Source organism: Kosmotoga sp. DU53 (assembly GCF_001639905.1).
Lineage (GTDB): Bacteria > Thermotogota > Thermotogae > Petrotogales > Kosmotogaceae > Kosmotoga > Kosmotoga olearia.
In genome coordinates, this window is sequence record NZ_JGCK01000061.1 from 33,870 (window position 1) to 52,121 (window position 18,252).

Here is an 18,252-nt window from a genome sequence, read left to right on the forward strand (position 1 = left end):
GTAACGGTTGAAAAAACACATAGAGGTGATATCACGATGAAAATAGCTTTCAGAACCTTTGGATGCCAAATGAATGTGAACGATACGGAAACTATGGCCGGCATTCTCAAATCGAATGGGTATGTGATTGTCGATAATGAAGAAGAAGCTGATGTTGTTATCGTTAACACCTGTGCGGTTAGAGAGAAGGCCGAAGAAAAAACTTTATGGAAAACTTGGAAGACTGAGATCCCTGAAGAAGAAAAACAGGAACCTGATAATCGGCGTTTCCGGTTGTGTGGCCGAGAAAGAAAAAGAGGCCCTTTTGAAGCGCGAAGAGGTGAACTTTGTCTTCGGGACTCGAAGTATATCAAGGGTTAATGAATTTTTGGAGAGAGCTATTAAGGGAGAGCGCTTTGTCGAGTTATCGGATTTCATAGACGAAATTAATTCAAGCACCCCACGATTAAGAACTAGTCGTCATCATGCTTGGGTGACGATAATCTATGGCTGCAACAAATTTTGTTCGTATTGTATCGTTCCTTATACTAGAGGGAGAGAAAAAAGCAGGTCCATGGAAGACATACTCAATGAAGTCAAAAGGCTCGCCTCAAAGGGCTATAGAGAGGTAACATATCTAGGGCAAAATGTGGATTCTTACGGCAAAGATCTTGCTGATGGCAGCACCCTTGCGAAGTTGATAAGAGAGACCCTCAAGATAGAGCAGATAGAAAGAATCTGGTATCTGACATCTTACCCGAAAGATTTCAGCGACGAGTTGATCGATGTTATAGCAACCTCCAAACGTGTCTCGCGTTCTATTCATTTACCAATACAATCCGGGAGTAATAGAATACTGAAAGCAATGAATAGAGGTTACACACGTGAAGAGTATCTAGATCTTATCCGCAGGATCAGGACAAAGGTACCCGATGCTTCAATAAGCACCGATATCATTGTCGGCTTTCCGGGCGAAAGTGAAGACGATTATCTCCAGACCAAATCGCTGCTTGAAGAGGTTATTTTCGAAAGGGTTAACCTGGCAATCTATTCCCCACGGGAGGGAACGATATCAGCGAAGTATATGAAAGATGACGTTCCTTATGAAATTAAGGTGAGAAGACTTCAGGAGCTTCTGGAGCTTCAAAAATGTTTGAATAGAAAAATCAATTCGGAGTATATCGGGAAAACAGTCGAAATAATCGTCGAAGCCAAACACAAAGATGGGATGCTTTATGGTAGAACGATCAACAACAAAATCGTTTTCTTCCACGGTTCTGAAGAGTTGATAGGTTCAAAAGCGAAAATAACCATTGAAAAGACAACAGCCGGCCCTCTTTATGGCCAGCTTGTTGAAAATGAGCTCATAACTAAAAAATAACAAAAGTAAATAGATTTATCCGTTCATGAGATCGTGGTATTTCTTATCGATCTCAGCTTTTTTGTTTTGTACCACAGCAAGTTTTTCCCTGCAGAGCATTAAAAGTTCCATTCCCCTTTCATAGAGCTCAATGGCGTCTTCTATATCTATCTCATCACGCATTGAGTCAAAAAGGTCGGAGATTTTTTCAACCAGAAGCATGGCTTCTGAGAAGCGAAGTTCTTTCATTTCTTCTTCCGTGAGGGTTTCCAGAAAATCTTTGAATCCTTTCAGGTCAAGTTCATTTATATCCTGCGGAAGCATGTTATTTTCACTCCTTTACTAAATTTTTTTTCTTTGTGGTGATCTTTTCGAGGATTTCGGAACGCAGAGAACCATCTGAAAGTCTTATAAGAACCTCATCGCCTATTTTAACATCTTCAATGGATACGATAGCCTTTCCTTCTTCGTCCATTACAATGGCGCCGCCTTTTACTAAAGCGTATATTGGGTTTATTGATCGAATCTCGGCTATGTATCGCTGCAATCTTTCGCGTTGCCAGCGGTAAAAGCTTTTGGCATTGCTGCTGAAGTATCCGGTGAGTTTCTTGAAATCCCTGCTTTTTTCCATCAAAAACCTCTCGAGATCGATGATTTCCGGTGTGATCCTTTCTTCGAAGTTTTTAATCCTGCTTGATAGTTCGTTTTCATGGCGTCTGAATTCTTTTAAATTGAGCCAGAACCATTTTGTTTTTTCGTTCATGATATTCGCGGAATTTGAAATTAAATTCTTACGTGAACGGTTCAAAGCTTCTTTCATATTGTCTGTCAGAAAATCTATCCTGTTCAACCTACGAACAAAGGATAGAAGTTTTTGGTGGTCGAATTTTATCATTCTCTCGATACTGTAAGCACTAAGAATCCTTGAACGGGACTGGATATTGCTAACAAAAGAAGATAAGAGTTCCGAAAAAACTGAATCCAGCTTTTCTTCCAGTTCAGATAGGGAGTGAATATAATCCCGGTTGATCTGCGATATCTCTCTTCCGACCGCTGTCGGGGTTTCAAAGGACATACTTGCGACATAGTCGAGCAGGGTTTTATCTTCAGAATGACCGATCCCTACAATTACCGGGAGTTTTGAGGAAGCGACGGCTCTTGCTAGTGATTCGTCATCGAGATAAAGTAACCCTCCCTGAGCGCCACCGCCCCTGACGATGACGATCAGTTGATGGGCCCTATTGTTGGCCTTACCAAGAGCTGAAACGAGTTCTTTTGCTGCGCTTGCCCCCTCAATTGAAATTGGGTAATATGTAAAATCAGGGATTAAAGGGGAATCCTGGAGCATTCTTAGAAAATCGGAAAGCCCCCGGGTGTTTGGCGAAGCCAGGATGGCTATGTCAAGTATGGGTTCGCCAAGTTCAAGGAGAGAGGACAGTTGTTTTACCGGATAGAGCCCTTCGGATCTCAGTTTCTCGAGGATCTTTTGCCTGCGTTTTTCGATGGCACCTTTTCCGTAGGTTCAATCTTGATGACTTCCACAACGTACCGATTTTGAGTAACACGAAAAACGAGCTTTCCAATGACACTGTAAAGCTCACCCTCCATTTCTTTATAACTTTCAATGCCAAGTTCATCGAGGATACTCTCCGGGTAATCTATCTGACATGGGATCTGGTACGTAAAGCTTCCGCTTCTGTATCCTTTAACAGTTTCCACCACTTCTATGTTCAAAACATTTCTTCTGTTTACTCTTGCATCGCGTACTTCTCCAAAAAACTCAACGGGTTCAGAGAAGTACTCCTCTGAAAAATCCCGTATCCATCTCATTAATTCAGAGACGCCCTTAAATCTCTTCATGTCATCGAACCTCCAAAACAATGTTATCACATAAGGAGGTTGAGTGATGTAAAATATCCTTAGAAGAAGAAGATATGGAGGTGTTTGGTGTGTTCAGGATTATGCAAAAATCAAAGATACATAGGGCTACTGTTACAGACAAGAACCTCAATTATGAGGGAAGCATAACCATAGATTACCGGCTTATGAAATTGGCGGATATAAGGGAAAACGAGCTGGTGCAGGTCGTTAATATAAACAACGGTGAAAGATTTGAAACCTATGTCATTAAGGGTGAAGAAGGGTCTGGCGTTATCGCGTTAAATGGTGCTGCTGCCAGATTGGCGGAGATCGGTGACAGGGTTATTATAATTTCTTACGCTATTTATAACGATGATGAGTATAAACCTCCGAAGATTGTGAAGGTTACTGAGAAAAACGAACCGATCGAGAAGTAACATGAGTATCCTCGGGATAGTTGTTGAATACAATCCTTTCCACAATGGGCATCTTTTCCATTTGAAAAAGGCGAAAGAGCTCATAAACCCAGACCTGACAATTGCCGTTATGAGCGGCAACTTTGTTCAGCGTGGGGAACCAGCTATAATGGACAACTATTCCCGGGCTGAAATCGCATTAAAGGCTGGCATTGACATTGTGGTACAGCTTCCTGTTGTTTATTCCGTTCAGGATGCAGGTGGGTTTGCCCTAGGTTCTGTATGGACGTTGTCCCTTTTAGGTGTTACTGACATCGTTTTTGGCAGCGAAACGGGAAACATGAAACTTCTCGATGTTCTTTCCGATATTTTGATAGAAGAACCAACCGTATACGTGAAGTTGTTGAAGCAGCATCTGAAAACAGGTTTGTCTTTTCCAAATGCGAGGAAGGCAGCACTAAAGGACTATCTAAAGCTTCATCTTAGTGATTTTGCCGAAAGTATCCAAGAGATAGAAAGATCTAACAATATCCTGGGGCTCGAATATTTGCGTGCTATCAAACAGATCAGAAGTGATATTACGCCGCACAGCATAGTGAGAACGGGTGCTGATTACAACGACCCTTACTTTAAAGGCAGGTTTTCGAGCGCTACTGCCATCAGGAAGTTAATCATAACCGGGCAGTGGGAGAAGGTCAAACAAGCTGTTCCGGATTATTCTTACGCCATTATAAAAAGAGAGTGTGCATTGAAGAAATGCCCCGTACACCTTGAAAAAATGGGACGATTCATTCTTGGCCTGTTGAGACGGCTGGATAGGGAAGATTTCAAGAATTACTACGGGTTTACTGAAGGGCTTGATGCAAGGTTCGTTCGTTGTTCTAGACAATGTGGAGAAATATCCGAATTTCTTGAATGTGTGAAGGCCAAACGCTTTACCTTTACAAGGTTGAAGAGGCTGTTGATGAACGTGATTCTCAAACTTTCCCCGAAGCTGATAGAGCAGTCAAACAAACAGGGGCCACAGTATATTAGAGTACTTGGATTCAATGAAAATGGAAGATCGCACCTTTCAAGAATAAAGAAAAAACTGAAAGTTCCATTATTGACTACCCCATCCACATGGAAGCGGGTTATGTATAAAGCGATATCCGGTGATTTTGAGATAGACCAGGATCTTTTCCAGTTACAGATGAAGAGAGACATAATGGCAGCGGATATTTATTCTCTCTTTTTTGATGATGTTAAGGTTATAAAAGCCTCGAATGAAATGAAAAGAAGGATAATCTATATCAGGGGTTGATATTATCTTTGTAAAAGTGGCCATATCGGGTTCCCCTCTTCTCGATACTTTCACCTATCATACTGATTTCCCATTAACTCCGGGAGAAAGAGTTGTTGTTGATTTCGCAAATAGAAGTGTTGTGGCTTACGTGGTCGAGATCACAGATGAGCTTCCGGAATTCGCCACAAAACCCGTTCTTCAAAAACTCGATGAGAAGCCCTTTCTAACTTCTAAAGACGTAGAATTGGCATTGAGGATAAGTGAGCGGTTTCTTTGTCCTGTTGGTAAGATCTTCGATCTTTTCTTTCCGCCAGGGAAGGTTATGAATGTAAAAAGTTTCGTCGTTCCGCAGTCTCAGGAGCTTCCCATAAAGGACATAATACCGTTGACCGCGGCAAGGGAAAAATTTGGTGCTGTTACTATTGAAAACTGGAAAAAATCAAGGAAAATAAGGATAGTACACAGTTACGAGCAAAAAAAGACAAGAGTCCAAAAGAAGAAGTTCGTTAGGTTGCGTCTGTCTATTAAAGACTTAGAGAAAATAAAACTAACGGATCTTCAAAGGAAGGTCGTAGAGCATCTGTTTTCCTTTGATGTTATTGAGGTTCGCGAACTGATTAAGAATCTTGACTTAAAGAGCATCTCACCCATTCAAACGTTGGAGAAGAAAGGCATTTTAGAGGTCTTTGAAGATGAGACTTACGAATTCAGTGACTGGACAATAGCTCCGATAGATGAATTAACCTCCGAACAAAGAAGGGTTTTAAATTCCATTGTGTACGATTTTAAAGGTGTTCATCTCATATATGGGCTTACGGGAACGGGAAAAACAGAAGTTTATTTCAAAGCAATGGAAAAGGTGTTAACTGAAGGTGCTCAGGTGCTTTATCTCGTTCCTGAAGTATCTCTGACACCGCAGCTTTTGGCCAGAGTTAAGGGAACATTTCCCGGTCGGGAGGTAAGGGTATACCACAGTTATCTCAGTAAGGCTAAACGGCAGGGTATCTGGCTGGACGCTCACGAAGGTAACGTCGATATAATAATCGGTACGCGTAGCTCTATCTGGATACCTATGAGAAAGCTTGGACTGATAATTGTCGACGAGGAGCACGATGCCAGCTTCTATCAGCAGAGTTCGCCTCATTACGATGCCGTTGAAGTGGCTGTGGAAAAGGGGAAGCTTCACAACATCCCTATTATACTCGGTTCTGCAACCCCGAGAGTTACCCATTATTTTAGGGCCATCGAAGGCGAATACAAGCTGCATAAGCTCAAGCACAGACCGGTTGGTAAATTACCATCACTTGAATTGATAGATATGAGAAAATCTAAAGGCTTTTATGTACTTTCTAAAAAAGCTCTGGAAGAGATAAAAGAACTTCTCAAAGATGAGAAGCAGATTTTTGTTTTCGTTCATCGGAAAGGCTTTTCAAATTACGTGGTGTGTACCAATTGCGGAACGGTTATAAAATGCCCAAATTGTGATATATCACTGACGTATCACCGCCACGGGAATATTCTCAAATGCCATTATTGTGGGTTTACTACCCCACCTTTCTCAAACTGCCCCAATTGTGGAAGTGCGGCATTATCAGCACGTGGTTTCGGAACCGAAAGGGTAGAGTATGAACTTAGGAATTTCTTTCCTTCGGTGAAGATTATAAGACTCGACAAAGAGACGATAGAGAGTCCTTCGGATTATGAGAAAGCGCTTCGGATGATAGAACAGGAAGATGCTCAGGTGGTTGTTGGTACCAAGATGATCGCGAAGGGACTCGATTTTCCAAAGGTGGGTTGTGTCATTGTAGTTGATTCAGACAGACTTATAAATCTTCCCAGGTACGATGCCACTGAAAACGCTTTTCAGTTGATTACACAGGCATCTGGAAGATCCGGCAGGGGTACCTTTGGGAAGACGCTCATACAATCTTTCAATCCAGATCATCCCGTCATACAAAACGCTGTAGAAAACGACTTTGAAAGGTTCTTTGAAACAGAAATAAAAACAAGGGAACTTTTGAAATATCCACCATTCTCGTATTTTGTAGAAATGATAGTCGAGCATGTAGACGAGAAACGGTGCCAGAAAAAAGCGGAAGAAATCGCTGAACTTATTGGAAAAGAATTTTCTGAACAATTCTTCGAGATACATGGGCCTGTAGTACCGGTGATAAAGAAGTTCAAAGGACGCTTCAGAATGAAGATATTCCTTAAACTGAAACCTGAGGCATCAATGAAGGAACTCAGGGAATTGATAAAAAAACATTCCGCCCAGATCGACCTTGTCGTCGATGGTATAGGCGGAATGCTCTAGAGAAAACCAGACTTCTATTATCTTTTCAGTTCTCCAGGGAAGAAACAGGCGACCTTGTGGCCGTTTCCGACATCCTTCAATGGCGGTTCTTCCTTCGAACAAACTTCTTTTGCTATTGGACAGCGTGGGTGGAAACGGCAGCCACTGGGTGGATTTATAGGACTGGGGACATCGCCTTTGAGAATGATTCTCTTGCTCTTTTTCTCTGGATCGGGGATCGGTATTGCTGACATCAATGCTACAGTGTAAGGGTGCAAAGGATTTTCAAAGAGCTCTTTTTTGTCGGCGATCTCGACGATCTTTCCAAGGTACATAACAGCAACCCTTTTACTGACATGTTTAACAACAGCGAGATCGTGGGCGATGAACAGATACGTCAAACCAAATTCTTTCTGCAAATCATTAAGCAGATTCAATATCTGAGCCTGTATTGAGACGTCAAGAGCGGAAACGGCCTCGTCTGCTACGATGAGCTTCGGATTGAGTATCAAGGCTCTAGCAATACCTATTCTTTGCCTTTGTCCTCCGCTGAATTCGTGAGGGAATCTTCCCATATGATCTGCTGAAAGCCCTACTTTTTTCAATATATCGGCAACTTTGTCCATGACTTCTGAGCGTGTCGCAAGGTGGTGAATGAGAGCGCCTTCGGCTATGATGTTCTTGACTCTCATCCTGGGATTGAGTGAAGAAAATGGATCCTGAAAGATCATCTGGGCCTGGCGTCTGAATTTTTTTCGTTTCGCTTCCCTGGCACTCATCATGTCACGAATGAAGGCCGAAGCGGATCCGTTGTGAACCTCGAAAAAAAGTTTAGCCATCTTGCGATCAAAGTCGTCTTCAATACTCTTGATAGCGGACTCAACTGAACCCGCGGCGTTTTTAAGGTCAAGAAAACGTTCCACATACATGCGTTTGAGATATGCCCTTGCTTTCATTATCGGAAGAAAATAATGGGTAGTATCCTCATCGTTCAGGATAATTCTTCCGGATGTGGGTTCGTAGAGCCTTAGAACGGTCATACCCGCTGTCGTCTTACCACATCCAGATTCGCCGACGAGCCCGAGGGTTTCCCGTTCATAAACCTCGAAACTAACATCATCAACAGCCTTAACCTGAGCAACCACACGTCGGAAAACACCCGCTTTTACCGGGAAATATTTGACTAGATTATCTATCCTGAGCAACGGTTTGGGGGTGTTTTTTGGGTTTGTCTGGTTATTCATGCACCTTCACCTGCCCTTGCCACTTTGATCATTTCTTCGAGTTTATCTACGTGCCAGCAAGCTACTTTGTGACTGGATTCAATCTCTTCCAGTGGTGGTTCTTCTGTTCTACATTTTTCAGTAGCCAGTGCACAGCGGGTATGGAATCTACATCCTTTGGGGAAATCCAGAGGATCCGGAACCACACCAGGAATATTGTAGAGAACCTCTTTATCTTCATCGAGTCTCGGTATTGCGTTCATTAATCCCCATGTATATGGGTGCTTTGGATCTTTGAAGAGGGTGCGGATATCAGCGTATTCGACGACCTTTCCGGCGTACATAACAACGACTCTATCTGCCATTTCTGCGATAACACCGAGGTCATGGGTTATCATGATTATGGACATACCGTATTCTTTTTGCAGCTCTAGCATTAGCTCCAGTATCTGGGCTTGTATTGTAACATCAAGGGCGGTTGTTGGTTCATCGGCGAAAAGGATCGTAGGATTACAGGAAAGCGCCATGGCTATCATTGCCCTCTGTCTCATTCCACCAGACAGTTCATGGGGATATTCATCAACGCGTTTTTCCGGTTCGGGAATACCAACTTTTTTCAACATTTCGATGGCCATTTCTCTGGCCTTTTCCTTGTCGACGTCCTGGTGGAGTAGAATGGCTTCCATTATCTGGTCACCAACCGTGTACACAGGGTTCAAAGCGGTCATGGGTTCCTGGAAGATCATGGCCATATCGTTACCCCTGATCTTCCTCATTTCCTCTTCTGAAAGGTTCAGGAGGTTTTTGCCCTTAAAGTAGATCTCCCCACCGGCGATTTCGCCCTTTTCATCCAGTAGCCTCATTATTGAAAGGGATGTGACGCTTTTACCGCAACCTGATTCGCCGACGATACCGAGTGTTTCACCCTGATACACCTCAAAACTGACTCCGTCAACGGCTTTAACGATACCGTCATCTGTATGGAAATAGGTTCTTAGATTTTTCACTTCGAGAACAGGTTTTTTCTCCACTTTTGAACCCCCTTAACTTCTCAATCTCGGGTCGAAGATGTCTCTCAAAGCATCGCCAACAAGGTTCCACGCGAGAACGAATAAGACCATGGCGATACCGGGGAACACAATTGCAAACCATGATTGGTCTAACATGGTCATCCAGTTTCTGGAATAACTCAGTATGGTACCCCAATCTGCGTAGCCAGGTTCAGCACCAACACCAAGGAAGCTGAGTGCAGCGGCAGTAATAACGTATGATCCCATTCTCATTGACATCTGAACGACGACCGGAAAAATAGTATTCGGGAGAATATGTTTAACGATAATCAGCCAATCCTTTTGGCCGAGAGCGCGTGCGGCAAGGACATATTGTTCTTCACGTGCCTGAAGGATGTTACCCCTTATGAGCCTGGCGGTGGCCATCCAACCAAAAGCGACAAGTGCTACCATCACTTTATCCAGACCTTTTCCGAGTATAGTTGTCAGAACCATTGCGGCAACCAGGAAGGGGATTGACATGAATATATCAACGATTCTCATCAATATTTCATCAACCCAGCCTCCAAAATATGCTGAAATCGAACCAACGAAGATACCGATAAGGGTTGCCAGACCGGCAACGGTGAGGCCGAGTCTAAAAGCAGTGCGCGTTCCCCAGACGACTCCATAGAAAATATCTCTTCCACCGATCACCCCGAAGGGATGTTCGGAACTTGGTGCGATGGGTCGCGATGTCCACGCAACCCGGGGCATCTGGTAATTATCACCTGTTGGATTGGTCCCAGCGATTTTGGGAGCGAAGATAGCCACGATTATGAAGAATATGAGCAGAGATGCGCCAAGAACGGCTGTCCCGTTGGTCCAGAATTTCTTCATCATCTTTTGAAAATCACTTTTTCTCTTTCTTTCAGACATCAGCACAACCCCCTCACTGTAACCTGATTCTGGGATCGATGATTGCGTAGCTTACGTCGACGATTAAGTTACCGATGACTAGCAAGAATGAGAAGAACAACGCACCACCGATGATAGACCAGTAATCCAATTGAGTAGCTGCATCAGCGAGGAAGCGGCCGATTCCGGATCTGCTGTAAACTGACTCTATGATAACAGTTCCGGAAAGTAATCCTATGACTGTACCTCCCGCGACGGTAACAACGGGAATGAGGGCGTTTCTTTTGGCGTGCTTGTTTATGACTATTTTTTCTGGAACCCCCTTTGCCCTTGCAGTTCTTATGTAATCCTTTCTCAGTACCTCAAGCATACTGGAACGGGTTATTCTCAACAGATACGCCCACCAGAGATATGCCAGGGTGATCACCGGAAGGATCATATGCCTCAGAGCATCCAAAAAGACGTCAAAACGCCCATTGAGCAGTGCATCAAAGGTTGGCATATGGGTTATTGTGTGCCATTCGGCGCTTCGCATAACAAGGTCATATTCCGGGCTTACCATGCCTGGTGGGAACCACCCCAGTTTCGCATAGAAAATCCACAGTAGCAGCAACCCGAAAACAAAATCCGGGAGAGACCAACCTATAAGGGCGAATACCCTTATAAATTGGTCTATGAATTTGTTGTGGTTTACTGCTGAAATCACCCCCAGAGAGATTGCTACAAGGACTACCGGAATAAAGGCGTATATAGCCAGTTCAAAGGTGTAAGGGAATCTTTCAGCTATCGCTTTTGCAACCGGTTCTTTCCCGACAAGGGAATAGCCCATATCGCCTCTTACAACATTCCAGAGCCATTTAGCGTACATTACAGACATTGGCTGATCGAGCCCGTATTTGCGGATTAACCTCTGGGCGGCATCAGGGGTTTTTAAGGCTTCTGGGCTCTTAACGTAAGATGCGAGAAGACGTTCGGGGCCCAGGGCCCAGATCATCGCGAAAATGATGAGTGTTACACCAATTAGAATCAAAGGAAGCAAAAGCAACCTTCTTATGATGTACGCGGTCACCTGTGTATCACTCCTTCGGCATAAAAAAATTTGAGATTTAAGAAACTAATTAAATTATACATGAGGAAAGAAAAAGATAAAAGAGGCCAGGGTTAACAAACCCTGGCCTCTAAAGTGAAATTACTTGAAGATTTGCTTATTATTCTTCCTTGGAGAGTTCGTAGTAATTGGCACCAGATCTCAACGGATGTGGATACCAGCCTTTGACCCAGGTTCTCTCTACGTGGAATCCGAGAGGCATGTAGAGAGGAACACCAACAGCATTTTCGATAACGATCTTCTGAACTTTTATGTAGAGTTCTTCACGTTTCTTCGGATCGATCTCCTTAACAGCCTGGAATATGAGAGGATCCAGGTATTTTTCAGCGAATTCAAGGAAGGGTTTACCCTGTCTGGAAGCGTAAACACCCTTCGTGGAGTAGTAGGTCGCTATGAAGTTGTGTGGATCAGGATAGTCGGCAAGCCATCCGATTATGAATGCAGGCATGTAACCCGCTCTCTGAGCCTTCAGGTAGGTCGGCCACTGGACACCCTGAACCTCAATCTTGAACTTAGGATTGATGGATTCGATGAAGAATTTCAGCATTTCAGCGGCTGTTTGTCTGGCTTCGTTACCGGTGTTGTAAAGAAGTGTGAGTTTGAACCCTTTCTTCCAGAGTTCTCCGTTGAAGGCTTTCTTGAATTCTTCAGTGGCTTTTTGCAAGTTGAACTCGGGCACCGGAAGCGTAGGATCGAATCCTAAGTAGCCTTCGGGGAGGTCGGTCGGAACAAGCTTACCGAGTCCATTGAGAACCTCGTTTATGAATACTTCACCATTGTAACAGTATGCAAATGCCTTTCTAACATGCACATCGCTGAAGAAGTTAAGCGGTATACCATTTCCGTCGAGTTTTCCGCTTCCGACGTATTCACTGCCTTCCCTGACTTCCCAGTTAAAGTGGAGGGAAGCGATGACGGATGTTGGGTATCCTTCAATAACCCTGACACCGGGGAGATTTATAACCTGATCCCTGTATTGTGCAGGGACATAGACCATATCAGCGTCTCCAGCCTCAAGCATGGCTTTTCTGGTGGAGTATTCGTCGATACCCCAGATGATGACTGTCTTTAGCTTGGCGGGACCTCTCCAGTATTCGTCATATCTTTCGAGGATAACCTTCTGTTGTGCACGATCCCATTCGACGAGCTTGAATGGACCGGAACCGGCTTCAGCAGAATGCAGTGGGGTTTCTTCAGGCTGGAGGTCATGCCATTTCCACCAACCGTCGGCATTTCCGTCCCAGGTACCGTTGGCCTTTGCCCATTCAGAATCAAGAACGGCGCTCCAACCGGCATAGTGGGAGATTATCCACATGAACGGTGCAAATGGAGCGTGAAGTGTAAATATAACGTTATCGCCTTCGACCTCAACCAGAGGATCGATGACTTCGTTGTAGAAAGCGATGAGCTTTGCCTTTGCCTCTTCAGAGGTTGGTTCTCTATTCTCATCTACAGCCTCGGAGTAGGGCATGCCAGCGTAAGCCTCGAACCAGTCTTCGAGACACTGGTAATCCCCACCGGAAAGGGCCTCGATGATCATCCACATTGGTCCTCCAGCAGGATCAAAGAGGATACCTCTTTCAAAACTGTACTCGACATCGTAAGGTGTGAGTTCTCTACCTGTGTGGAACTTGATGCCTTTTCTTATCGGGAATATGTACTTTGTACCGCCATCCTGAATGAGACCGTTTTCGATAGACGGTACTTCCGTGGCGATCATGGGTTCAAATTCAGTAACTGAGTCACCTTTGTACTTTATAAGGTTATCATAAACGTTAAGGATGACTCCTCCGCCAGCGGTTTCATAACAATAATGTGGATCGAGCGTTTCAGGCTCACCGATGGTCAGTGTAATGAATGTGTCGGGATTCTTGACTTCGGCGAGACCGACGATCGCAACCAAAAGAACTGCGAGTGTAAGCAAAAATGCTTTCCTCACAACAACACCCCCTTATACAAAGTTGATTGACACCATAGGTATTATATCGCATTGTCCTTCAAATTCAAAACTTCATGATGATGATCATCTTGCTCTTTACGTCGTGCGGTTGAAAGGCTCAAAAACCTCAGGATCCTTTTTCGTAAGGAATACCATCGGCTGCAGGCGGGCGGGTCTTACCGATGAATCCGCCTACCACAATGAGCGTAACCACAAAGGGAATCATGTTGAAAAGAGGTTTCACAGTCGCGGAAACGGAAACGATTGAACTACTCTGAAGCTGGAGGTTCATGGCTTCAGCAGCACCGAAGAGAAGAGAAGCTCCGAGTGCTCCCAGAGGATTCCAGTTTCCGAGAATCATCGCCGCCAGAGCTATAAAACCACGACCACGAACCATGTTTTCGCCAAAGCTTCCAACATCTCCAATAGATAGGAAAGCTCCACCCAAACTTGCAAACAGACCGCTCATCAAAACACCAAAATATCTTATGCCGTACACGTTTATACCCAGAGTATCCGCTGCTTCGGGATTCTCACCAACGGCTCTCATCCTCAATCCAAGAGGAGTACGGTACATGATGAACCAGCTAACAAAAACGGAGAGCAAAGCAATGTAAACAAAGGGGCTGAGTTCACCAAAGATTTCACCGAGGAAGGTTCCCTTTTTGAAAAAGGGAATGGAAAATTCACTTATTTTAGCTACCGGGTCAGTTCGTCCTTCATGTCCAAAAATAGGTTTCATTAGGAATGAGGTTAATCCCTGGGCGATTATTATCAGAGCGGTTGCACTGACTATCTGGTTTGCTGCCCAGCGAATACTGGCCCACGCATGCAACCACGCAAAGCCAAGGCCAACAATTGCAGCTGCGAGAACGCCTATCCAGGGCAGCGTAACACCAAAAGCCTGTTGTATAACATAGGTTACCGTTATGGAAGTAAAGGCTCCCATTAACATGATACCTTCAAGTGCTATGTTGGTAACGCCGGTTGATTCGCTGTAAACCCCTCCCAGAGAAGCAAATATCAATGGGGTAGCAGACAATAACGTAAGCTTGTAGAAAAGTGGATTTATCAGAATCGCGAATATAGCTTCAAGCCAACTCATGCCGCCTCACTCCTTTTCTTTCTCCAGTAAATAATCGTAGCCACGATTCGTTCAGCTGCCACGAGGAAGATAACGATACCCTGGATGATGATGACAATATCGTCCGGGATTTGAGCGTTAATCTGCATCGCATTTGATCCGGTTCTAAGAGCTGCGATGAGGAGAGCGGCGAATATGATTCCAATGGGATTGTTTCTTCCTATCAGAGCTATGGTAATACCATCAAAACCTCTCCCACCGGTTAACTCCCCAACAAATCTGTGAGGAGGAACTCCGAGGATATCTACTATACCGGCCATTCCAGCGAGGGCACCACTTATGGCCATCGTGAGTATAATATTTTTCCTGATACTTATTCCACCGTATTCTGCGGCATATGGATTAAACCCAACGCCTTTTAACTCGTAACCCATCGTGGTTTTTTCGAGAATTATATACATGACTATTGCCGCTACTACCGCTATGAAAATCCCTATACTCAGCTCTGTTGCTTGCACCTTGAGAATAACAGGCAGTTTTGCGGAATCAGCTATCTCAGGGCTTTTTGGGGTTCCAGATCCGACAGCCAGCGGGCCAACCGCCATGAAAGAAGCGAGATTGGCAGCTATCCAGTTAAGCATAATGGTGGAGATAACCTCATGGGCACCGGTGTAGGCTTTCAAAAAACCTGCTATTGACGCCCAAATCGCGCCTGCGAACATTCCAGCGATTATGGATAGCGGTATCGCTAAAACAGGAGGTACCGCTCCTACATTCATTGCCACTATTGAACCCAGAAGTGCACCTATGGCCATCTGACCTTCGGCACCGATGTTGAAAACGCCGGCTCTAAAACCAAATCCCACGGCAAGACCGGTGAGCACCAATGGTGTCATTTTAACGATAGTGTTAGCGAGCTGCTCACTGCCACCGAAAGCACCTTTTAACATGATTCCGTATGCTGTTATAGGATTTTTGCCGATTGCGTAGATAATTATGGACGCTATAAGAAGTGCAATAATAACAGCAACAGTGGGAACTAAAAAAGCGTATATTTTACCCTGTCGGTTCATTTAGCATCACCCCGTACTAAGACTTCGGCTTTTCTTTGACCTGCCATCATTAAACCGATTTCCTCCCTGGTGATTTCGTCTGGAAGGACCTCGCCCATTATTTCTCCTTCATACATTACCAGTATTCTGTCAGAAAGAGAGAATATTTCATCGAGTTCCATGGATACGAGTAATATACCGATGCCTTTATCTCTCATAGATATTATTGTTTTGTGAATGAACTCAATAGCACCAATATCGAGTCCTCTGGTTGGTTGAGCTATAATGATAGCTTTCGGGGATATGGGTACAGTATCGAGTTCACGAGCCACGATTACTTTTTGCTGGTTTCCACCCGAGAGATTTCCGGCAAGCATATTGATGTTTCTTGGCCTGACGTCAAATCTTTCAACCAATTCTTCGCTATATTTTTTGATCACCTTGTGATCTAAGAAACCGTTCTTTGAAAAGGGTTCATTCTGATGTTTTCCGAGAATCATGTTGTAAAAGACAGGATAATCCGTAATCAATCCGCGTTTTAGCCTGTCTTCTGGAATATGGGTTAATGCAGATTCTCGAATTTCGAGAGGCGAACTGTGAGTAATATCCTTTCCTAATAGGGTTATCTGCCCCTTTTCTGGTTTTCTTAAGCCGGTTATCGCTTCAACAAGCTCACTCTGTCCGTTACCGGCCACACCAGCTATTCCAACAACTTCGCCCTCACGAACTTCGAGAGATACGCCTCTAACCGCATCCAGCCCTCTGTTATCTTTAACCCAGAGGTCTTCAACTTTGAGAACCACATTGCCGGGTTTGTGGGGGCCTTTTTCAACTCTGAGGAGTACATCTCTACCAACCATCATTCTTGCGATCTCTCTAGGGTTAGTTTTTTCTGTATCAACATTACCCGTGACCTTTCCTAACCTCATGACCGTGACCCTGTCCGTTATCGCCATGACCTCATTCAGTTTGTGGGTAATAAAAATAATGGTTTTGCCGCTTTCTTTCAAGCGTCTCATTACGTTAAAGAGCTCCTCGGTTTCCTGAGGCGTTAAAACCGCTGTTGGTTCGTCGAATATCAAGATATCAGCACCGCGGTACAGGATCTTGAGGATCTCCACGCGTTGTTGCATACCAACCGGTATGTCTTCTATCTTGGCATCTACGTCAACAGCTAAACCGTATCGTTCAGAAAGCTCTTTTACTTCTCTGCGGCTGCGTTCTCTGTCGAAAACAAGCCCAAAGCTTTTTGGTTCACTTCCTAAAACAACATTTTCTGCAACTGTCTGATTATCCACCAGCATAAAATGCTGGTGAACCATGCCGATTCCAGTAGCAATGGCGTCTTTAGGTCCCTTAAAGTGTTTTTTGGTACCGTTTATGTAGATTTCTCCTTCATCTGGAATCAAGAGACCGTAGAGTTGCTTCATCAACGTAGACTTACCTGCTCCATTTTCTCCAACGAGTGCGTGTATTTCACCTTTTTTTACGTAGAGGTCAACATGATCATTTGCCAGAACAGAGGGAAATTTTTTTACTATTCCCTTCATGACGACAGCGTATTCCGAGAAATCTTGAGCTTGCATTTTTGCTTCAGCGCTCACGTACTCACCTCCATCGCTAACGATACCAAAACTCGGGAGATTACTCTCCCGAGCTTTGGCAAGGTAACGATTCAGAACAAGGGGGTGCGCTAAACGCACCCCTGATTAAACCTTACCTCAATCACGGAAGAGTAATAGCGGGAACTTCAAAGGCATCAAGAGCTTCCTGGGTATCTGGAACAACCAGAATACCTTTCTTTATCTCTTCCTTGAGGAAATCAAGTTCCTTCAAGACCTGAGGTGGAACGAGGTGCTTCGTGTATGTCATCGGACTTATACCCACACCTTCATCCTTGATGCCAAGAATGTGGAGACCGGGTGTGAATGTACCGAGTGCAACGCTGAGGACCGCCTGATAAGCGGCAACATCGACTCTCTTCATTGAACTTGTCAGGACTCTTCCAGGGGCCATGTAATCCTGGTCAGCGTCAACACCGATAGCGAAGTAACCTTCACCTTTTTCTGCGGCAGCTTCAATGACGCCGTTTCCACATGCACCGGAAGCGTGGAAAACAATATCTGCGCCTTCTGCAAACTGTGCAAGAGCGAGGTCTTTACCTTTCTTAGGATCGTTGAAGTCCATGGTGTAGCCTCTGAGGATTTCTATTGTTTTACCGTGGAGTTCTTCGTAGACCCTTATACCGGCTTCGTACCCGTAGCGGAATCTTTCAACGGGTGGTATCGGAATTCCACCAATGAAACCTACGATATTTGTTTTGGTCATTGCAGCGGCGAGATATCCAACGAGGAAAGCACCTTCCTGTTCTTTGAAGATGTAACAAGCAACGTTATCGGCTTCTACACCCTCCGGCGGAACGATGTCTATACCTATAAAGTAGGTATCCGGGAACTGGGGTGCTACCTTGAAGAGAGCGTCGGTCATCATGAATCCAACAGCAAAGACGATATCCGCTTCTTTAGCTGCATTGGAGAGATTGGAAATGTAGTCAGCCATTTCATGTGATTGAACAACTTCAGCTTCGATGCCAAGGAATTCGGCAGCTTGCTGGATACCGGCCCATGTACCATCGTTAAAGGACTTATCACCAAGACCTCCTACGTCAGTAACCATGATGACTTTCATGGCAAAAACTGGTAGTGCAACAAGCAAAACTAACGAGAGAACAAGCAGAGTTCTCATT

15 protein-coding genes and 1 pseudogene are annotated in these 18,252 nt (G+C 44.5%); 4 read left to right on the plus strand and 12 right to left on the minus strand.

Translation table 11 applies throughout. The annotated features are described in order from the left end of the window. Positions 1–36: 36 nt before the first annotated feature. Positions 37–1,360 (plus strand): annotated as a pseudogene (miaB, locus tag DU53_RS08065) (tRNA (N6-isopentenyl adenosine(37)-C2)-methylthiotransferase MiaB). 15 nt (positions 1,361–1,375) lie between these two features. Here the strand turns inward: miaB and DU53_RS08070 are convergent. The 3 genes from DU53_RS08070 to DU53_RS08080 are packed head-to-tail and all read right to left on the minus strand — an operon-like array spanning position 1,376 to position 3,199. After that, complete coding sequence (locus DU53_RS08070; RefSeq protein ID WP_015868876.1) at positions 1,376–1,663, minus strand: exodeoxyribonuclease VII small subunit; 288 nt, start codon at positions 1,661–1,663, stop codon at positions 1,376–1,378. Positions 1,664–1,670: 7 nt separating this feature from the next. After that, positions 1,671–2,843, minus strand: coding sequence for an exodeoxyribonuclease VII large subunit (locus DU53_RS08075; protein WP_082853887.1), 1,173 nt, complete (start codon positions 2,841–2,843; stop codon positions 1,671–1,673). Then, positions 2,807–3,199 (minus strand): hypothetical protein, encoded by a 393-nt coding sequence (locus DU53_RS08080; RefSeq protein WP_063728339.1) that lies wholly within the window; start codon positions 3,197–3,199, stop codon positions 2,807–2,809. The genes DU53_RS08075 and DU53_RS08080 overlap by 37 nt, the downstream gene beginning before the upstream one ends. Positions 3,200–3,288: 89 nt before the next feature. On the opposite strand from DU53_RS08080, the gene panD reads away from it, so the two are divergent. From panD to priA, 3 genes are read left to right on the plus strand one after another with little or no spacing between them, the layout of a single operon-like run. Further along, on the plus strand, positions 3,289–3,636 hold the full coding sequence (panD, locus tag DU53_RS08085) for an aspartate 1-decarboxylase (protein ID WP_015868878.1): 348 nt from the start codon (positions 3,289–3,291) through the stop codon (positions 3,634–3,636). A gap of 1 nt (position 3,637) precedes the next feature. After that, entirely contained in the window at positions 3,638–4,918 is a 1,281-nt protein-coding gene (locus DU53_RS08090; protein ID WP_015868879.1) for a nucleotidyltransferase, read from the plus strand. A 16-nt stretch (positions 4,919–4,934) separates the two neighbouring features. Beyond that, entirely contained in the window at positions 4,935–7,214 is a 2,280-nt protein-coding gene (gene priA / locus DU53_RS08095; RefSeq protein WP_015868880.1) for a primosomal protein N', read from the plus strand. A 17-nt stretch (positions 7,215–7,231) separates the two neighbouring features. On the opposite strand, the gene DU53_RS08100 is transcribed toward priA, so the two are convergent. The 9 genes from DU53_RS08100 to DU53_RS08140 form a co-directional block, all read right to left on the minus strand. Further along, positions 7,232–8,437, minus strand: coding sequence for an ABC transporter ATP-binding protein (locus DU53_RS08100; RefSeq protein ID WP_015868881.1), 1,206 nt, complete (start codon positions 8,435–8,437; stop codon positions 7,232–7,234). Continuing rightward, positions 8,434–9,447, minus strand: coding sequence for an ABC transporter ATP-binding protein (locus DU53_RS08105; RefSeq protein WP_015868882.1), 1,014 nt, complete (start codon positions 9,445–9,447; stop codon positions 8,434–8,436). The genes DU53_RS08100 and DU53_RS08105 overlap by 4 nt, the downstream gene beginning before the upstream one ends. A gap of 12 nt (positions 9,448–9,459) precedes the next feature. Further along, positions 9,460–10,344: an ABC transporter permease gene (locus DU53_RS08110; RefSeq protein WP_015868883.1), complete on the minus strand. Its 885-nt coding sequence runs from the start codon at positions 10,342–10,344 to the stop codon at positions 9,460–9,462. A 13-nt stretch (positions 10,345–10,357) separates the two neighbouring features. Continuing rightward, on the minus strand, positions 10,358–11,392 hold the full coding sequence (locus tag DU53_RS08115; RefSeq protein WP_063728341.1) for an ABC transporter permease: 1,035 nt from the start codon (positions 11,390–11,392) through the stop codon (positions 10,358–10,360). Between the two features lie 139 nt (positions 11,393–11,531). Beyond that, positions 11,532–13,370 (minus strand): ABC transporter substrate-binding protein, encoded by a 1,839-nt coding sequence (locus tag DU53_RS08120; RefSeq protein WP_015868885.1) that lies wholly within the window; start codon positions 13,368–13,370, stop codon positions 11,532–11,534. Between the two features lie 127 nt (positions 13,371–13,497). Beyond that, the gene (locus DU53_RS08125) at positions 13,498–14,475 is read right to left on the minus strand and encodes an ABC transporter permease (protein WP_015868886.1); all 978 of its coding nucleotides are present in this window, start codon (positions 14,473–14,475) and stop codon (positions 13,498–13,500) included. Continuing rightward, on the minus strand, positions 14,472–15,527 hold the full coding sequence (locus DU53_RS08130) for an ABC transporter permease (RefSeq protein ID WP_015868887.1): 1,056 nt from the start codon (positions 15,525–15,527) through the stop codon (positions 14,472–14,474). Before DU53_RS08130 ends, DU53_RS08125 begins: the two co-directional genes overlap by 4 nt. Then, on the minus strand, positions 15,524–17,092 hold the full coding sequence (locus DU53_RS08135; RefSeq protein ID WP_041288990.1) for an ABC transporter ATP-binding protein: 1,569 nt from the start codon (positions 17,090–17,092) through the stop codon (positions 15,524–15,526). Before DU53_RS08135 ends, DU53_RS08130 begins: the two co-directional genes overlap by 4 nt. Before the next feature lie 139 nt (positions 17,093–17,231). Continuing rightward, a complete protein-coding gene (locus tag DU53_RS08140) occupies positions 17,232–18,251 on the minus strand; it encodes a BMP family protein (RefSeq protein ID WP_041288991.1) in 1,020 nt (339 codons plus the stop codon). Between the last annotated feature and the right edge of the window lies 1 nt (position 18,252).

Coding starts and splice junctions, on each gene's coding strand:
- DU53_RS08140 (WP_041288991.1), bottom strand. CDS start 18,251: ATGAGAACTCTGCTTGTTCTCTCGTTAGTTTTGCTTGTTGCACTACCA.
- DU53_RS08100 (WP_015868881.1), bottom strand. CDS start 8,437: ATGAATAACCAGACAAACCCAAAAAACACCCCCAAACCGTTGCTCAGG.
- DU53_RS08070 (WP_015868876.1), bottom strand. CDS start 1,663: ATGCTTCCGCAGGATATAAATGAACTTGACCTGAAAGGATTCAAAGAT.
- DU53_RS08135 (WP_041288990.1), bottom strand. CDS start 17,092: ATGCAAGCTCAAGATTTCTCGGAATACGCTGTCGTCATGAAGGGAATA.
- DU53_RS08090 (WP_015868879.1), top strand. CDS start 3,638: ATGAGTATCCTCGGGATAGTTGTTGAATACAATCCTTTCCACAATGGG.
- DU53_RS08080 (WP_063728339.1), bottom strand. CDS start 3,199: ATGAAGAGATTTAAGGGCGTCTCTGAATTAATGAGATGGATACGGGAT.
- DU53_RS08125 (WP_015868886.1), bottom strand. CDS start 14,475: ATGAGTTGGCTTGAAGCTATATTCGCGATTCTGATAAATCCACTTTTC.
- DU53_RS08130 (WP_015868887.1), bottom strand. CDS start 15,527: ATGAACCGACAGGGTAAAATATACGCTTTTTTAGTTCCCACTGTTGCT.
- DU53_RS08110 (WP_015868883.1), bottom strand. CDS start 10,344: ATGTCTGAAAGAAAGAGAAAAAGTGATTTTCAAAAGATGATGAAGAAA.